Source organism: Haloferax profundi (assembly GCF_001469865.1).
GTDB classification, from domain to species: domain Archaea; phylum Halobacteriota; class Halobacteria; order Halobacteriales; family Haloferacaceae; genus Haloferax; species Haloferax profundi.
The window spans coordinates 1-4,648 of record NZ_LOPV01000474.1 but is presented as its reverse complement, the minus strand read 5'-3'; the positions used below and the strand labels follow the sequence as shown (position 1 = coordinate 4,648).

At 54.5% G+C, this 4,648-nt stretch carries 3 protein-coding genes and 2 pseudogenes; 3 read left to right on the top strand and 2 right to left on the bottom strand.

Annotation, left to right across the window (positions count from 1 at the left end; genetic code table 11):
* Positions 1-141, top strand: a pseudogene (locus tag AUR66_RS23365) (DUF6610 family protein); the annotation flags it as partial.
* A gap of 137 nt (positions 142-278) precedes the next feature.
* The gene (locus AUR66_RS15575; protein WP_058573176.1) at positions 279-1,211 is read left to right on the top strand and encodes an ArdC-like ssDNA-binding domain-containing protein; all 933 of its coding nucleotides are present in this window, start codon (positions 279-281) and stop codon (positions 1,209-1,211) included.
* Positions 1,212-1,413: 202 nt separating this feature from the next.
* Here AUR66_RS15575 and AUR66_RS15570 read toward each other — a convergent pair whose 3' ends face one another.
* Positions 1,414-2,436, bottom strand: a complete 1,023-nt coding sequence (locus AUR66_RS15570; RefSeq protein ID WP_197409817.1) for a hypothetical protein — start codon at positions 2,434-2,436, stop codon at positions 1,414-1,416.
* Between the two features lie 555 nt (positions 2,437-2,991).
* On the opposite strand from AUR66_RS15570, the gene AUR66_RS20760 reads away from it, so the two are divergent.
* Positions 2,992-3,243, top strand: a complete 252-nt coding sequence (locus AUR66_RS20760; protein ID WP_082682238.1) for an AbrB/MazE/SpoVT family DNA-binding domain-containing protein — start codon at positions 2,992-2,994, stop codon at positions 3,241-3,243.
* Positions 3,244-3,457: 214 nt separating this feature from the next.
* On the opposite strand, the pseudogene AUR66_RS15560 reads toward AUR66_RS20760, so the two are convergent.
* Positions 3,458-4,579, bottom strand: a pseudogene (locus AUR66_RS15560) (orc1/cdc6 family replication initiation protein); the annotation flags it as partial.
* Positions 4,580-4,648 lie beyond the last annotated feature (69 nt).

Here is a 4,648-nt window from a genome sequence, read left to right as displayed (position 1 = left end):
GGCCCCTTCGTCGCGGAGTACGATACTGGGGACGTTTGTGGGTACTGCTGTTACGAGTGTTACTTCACGCACCGCGCTCGGAACCACCTTGAGGAAGTCATGGGCGAATCCAGTGTCTACATCCCACCTGCGTCGCGCTAGTTCGTTCAGACGCCATTTTCTATGGTTGTAAGGTGGGTTTAGCCGTCACTGACCAGTCCCATTTCGCTCGAGAGAGTTTTTTTCGCCCCCCAGAGGGGTGCGGGGCATTCCAAATTGGGATGCTCGCGAGAAAATTCATGGCGACGACTGACTACGCAGCGGTGTCGTTCAACGACTCCGACACCCGACGTGACGAGATGCACAGTACCATCGAACAGTGGATCGACGACCTTGTCGAATCCGTCGACGTTGCACAAGCGAGTGCCGAGTTCCAAGCGTGGCTTGACGTCCAACGGCAGTTCCACGATTACTCCTACCGCAACACGCTCTTGATTAAACAGCAGTGCCCAAACGCAACGAGAGTCGCGGGCTACCGAACGTGGCAGAACGAATTCGATCGGCACGTCAAGGAAGGCGAGAGCGCGATTTGGATTTGGGCACCCATCATCGCAAAGCAATGCCCTGAATGTGGGAATTCACCGAGCTACCACTCCAACACCAACTGTGGCTACGACGAGACGTCACCCAAAGAGTGGTCGAAGGGCTTGGTTGGCTTCCGGCCAGCACCAATATTCGACATCTCGCAGACAGATGGTGAGGATCTCCCAGGTCTCGATACGAGTGCAGAGGGTAACGCAGACAAACTTCTTCCGGCCGTGTTGGACGCTGCTAAGGCTGTAGGTGTCGAGGTGGAACTTGTTCCGGATGAAGAGTGGAACTACGGTGCTTCGAAAGGCGTGTGCCGAGAATCACCAGACGGTGGCTTCCCAATTGTCGAGATCCTCTGTCGGGATAGTGACGCAGCTATGGTATCGACGTTAGTCCACGAGTACGCTCATGCGCTTCTCCACGTCGGCATCGATGATGATACCGAACGGTCGAAGCGTGAGGTCGAGGCAGAAGCGGTAGCATACGTTGTTGGGAGGCAGTTCGGCCTCGATATGAGTGGTTCGGTGTTCTACCTCGCAACGTGGGAGCGCGATGATGCAGACGTGATTCGTGAGCGTCTCAAGCGAATTAGCCGAACGAGTCAAACGCTCATCGAGCAGATCGAGGGACAAAGTGATTAACCAACAAATTTGAGCCACTTGGTTTCTTGTTGGTTAAGAAACCGATGTTGTTCGAGAAGGGAATTGGGTCAGGAGGCTCTGTTGAACCCCTCAGAGATTGATAGGAATAGCGTGACACAGACAGAGGGTGTGTCGGTCACGGCGACCTCGTTTATTCCATCTTACCGACGCTGAACTAACCGCTCAGTAAGTGTACGAATCCTCAGCGAGCGCGGCCTCTGTCCTTACCTTTGCCGCCGACAGTTTTGATCGCGTCGGTCCCGACAACGTCCGTGCCATCGTTGGTCTGCCCGACCAAGTTTGCCTCAGTGTCGCCGTCGGCGAAGCCAGCGTCTTGAGTCGGGAAGTGTAGCACGAGGTCCATCAGGCCGTCTCCATCGACGTCATCGACGTGGCCGCCGTGGGCCGCGCTCGCACCGCCAGGGCCAAAGGCGAGTGAAGAGACGTCAAGCGTCGTCGCGTCGAAATCGTCGGTCGAGTAGACCACGACGGGGGTGACTCCCTTCGAGTTCGGGTTGATGGAATTGTCGTCACTGTCGGGCTTGATGTCGATGTTGACGTCGATAGTGGTTGATTCACAGCTCTGCGGTGGGAGAGGTGCCTTCATCTCGAAGATGATTGCCGCAGGTGTGTCACCGTACATTGGGTCGTTCCACGCGCGTATCTCGAGAGTGTTCTCGCCGGTCTGTAGGAAGGGAACGACGTCCTGCCCGACTATCGGTGGGTAGTATCCGACAGTGCGTACGAAAGTGCCGTTCAGATAGATCTCAGCTGTGTTGTCCGCGGCGACGGAGAGCGTCGCTGTACTCGGCACCATATCGAGGTCGAACGTCTGCTCAAGGCGGATTCGTTCGTCTGCGGGTTGATAAAGATCACACGTCCCGGATGGGCAGTACCACACGTGCTGGGCGTCAGCGCTGAAGACACTGCCCCACGGGGGGTTACCACTCTCGTGATATGGAGAGACCATCGCGGGCGCGTCGACGGGCGTGAACGTTCCGTTGCGGCCCACTCCGACGCCGGTGATTCTCGAGCACGAACCGCTGTGTAGGAATGAGGACGAAGATGCACTCGCTGACCCGGCCATCGCCGGGAGGCCGACCAGACCGAGTAGGCCCGCACCCGCGAGGCTACGAAGCGCGGAGCGCCGCGAAAGTTTGGGACCAGTGTGTTCGGCGCCTGTCTCGTCGGTTCCGTCTGTGGGAGAGTTATTGTGGTTCGACATGTGTGTCACAGTGTATAACCCTTCAAACCGCACACAGAACCCAACCCTCTGCTGAGAACCCGTATGGGTGGCGAAAAGTTACGAAGAGCAGAATGTCAGGACATGATTTATATCTTTACCAGTTAAATATGTCTCACATCTATGACATTCTAAAATCATGTCTGTCTGGGGTAACACACACGTGTTCGTCGCAGTGTGAGGACTCGGCCAGTTTGTCTATCGATTAAATGGCTCCCATATGATTCACAACGGTCGCTACATACCAACTTACAGTGATAACGGGACTGACCGGTGAGATTACCAGACGTACTGGAGCAACCAAACGGGAAAACGGCTCTTGTGTAGCGGAGGCATCGCCGACGTACTCATTCGACCGCGTGACCGACTTGCGCGCTGTATTCAGCACGGCTCCAACAAACTACCAGTAACTGAGGGTTTCAACAGAGTCGGTCTGGGGTCTTCTGGAAGAGATGGAGGACAAATATATCTAAAACGGTCTTCCATTTACACAATGTCCGCACTAGGATTTTGACCAAGAGTGTCTAGTATCCACCCATGAGTAACAATCCAGCAGACGCCGAAAGCAAGGTCTCTGGAAACCAAGCGAATATCCCAGCACGCATTCGTCGGGAACTGGGGATTGAGGATGGTGACCAACTCCAGTGGCATCTCGAAGAAGATGGAAGTATCCGAGTCCGAGTTGTCCAACAACGGAGTGGAACGTTTGCGGATTTCAATGGGTATGACGGTGACGAACAAACAGATGCCACCATGGACCATGACGCGTGGAGCGTCGAGACAGAGTAAATTGCCTCGAATCATAGGAGTCTTTGATTCCCGTACGACCCCGAGACACTCGGCTTGCTCATCTGTAGACTCATAGTGAGAGAGTACATTTCGTCTGTCTTCCTTACTAGTCTGAGGGGGTCCGAATCAGAGTGACAGAGAGTACGTTTCGTCTGTCTTCATCGGGAGGCTGAACAGACTTCAGAAACGTGCCACAAACATGCGCCCACGGTGACTATACTGTCTCAATTTCTTCACGCGTTTCGAGAATGATATCTGGGTCAAGATCAAGCTCGTACTCATAGTAGCGGCCACCGCTCTCTCCTCGGTTCTGACCATCTCGACGGAGAAAGCCAAGCATATGTAGGTCGGATAGGTGGTCTTGAACGCTTTTCAGCGTAGTCAGCGGGTCAGACCCCCACGAGTCTGCAACCTGTTCGTAGTGGGTTTTGATGGTCTTCGACCGAGCAGGTGTTTTCTCCTCTCTTTCGAGAAGTGCGATCGTCTCAAGAATGTATTGTGCGTGCTGCGTCTGGTCTCGGATACGATTTCTTAATCGCCCCCGTTGGACGAGTTCTTGTGCATCCCTGATGTGGTCATCCTCAACGCGAGTGTCCCCATTTTTCTCGGCGACGTTCGCACCAACGCGAAGAAGGTCGATGGCTTGTCGTGCGTTCCCCATGTCCTTAGCAGCTATTGCAGCGGCCCTCGCGATTGCGGACTCGTCACACGCGCCATCAACGAACGCTCGATCTGCCCTGTTCTGGAGAATCGCCCGGAGTTCTTCGGCATTGTACGGACTGAACGAGATTTCGTTCTCCATCAAGGTATCTTTGACCTTCGCTGAGAGGGACTGTCTAAACGTGTAGTTGTTGCTGATCCCGATGACACCAACGCGTGACTGAGATATCTTGTTGTTCGAGTAGGCTCGCGGGAGTTCATAGAGAAGCGTATTCACATCGTTGAGGTGGTCAATTTCGTCGAAGATCACTAGGTGTGTGCCACCGAGTCGGTCTAACTGGTTGTACAGTTCCTCGAAAGCATCCCCAGTCCCAAGGCCACGCTTCGGGAACTTACTCGCAGTTTCTGGGAGGAGACTGTTCACGAGTTGTCGGACGATCATGAACAGTGTCTTTCCGTTACAGTTCTGTTCGTGGACGTACAGATCGTCGGCTTGTTCACGCTTTTCCGCTTCGTCCTCAAGTGCGTCCATCATGTATTTGGTGACGGCTGTCTTCCCGAGTCCAGCCTTTCCATAGAGCATGATGTTCTCTGGGTCACGCCCGAAGAGAACGTCTTGGAGAGCGTACCGGTATTGTTCGATTTCCTCGTCACGTTCGAGGATCTCTTCCGGTTGTTGACATCCTCCTCGCCCTAAAGTGCGAGGATTCCTCCGCTGGGGGTTCGGCTACCGACCCACGGAGGC

What these genes read in the sequence shown, in the direction of transcription:
- AUR66_RS15575 (WP_058573176.1), top strand. Translation starts at nt 279, where the DNA reads ATGGCGACGACTGACTACGCAGCGGTGTCGTTCAACGACTCCGACACC.
- AUR66_RS15570 (WP_197409817.1), bottom strand. Translation starts at nt 2,436, where the DNA reads ATGTCGAACCACAATAACTCTCCCACAGACGGAACCGACGAGACAGGC.
- AUR66_RS20760 (WP_082682238.1), top strand. Translation starts at nt 2,992, where the DNA reads ATGAGTAACAATCCAGCAGACGCCGAAAGCAAGGTCTCTGGAAACCAA.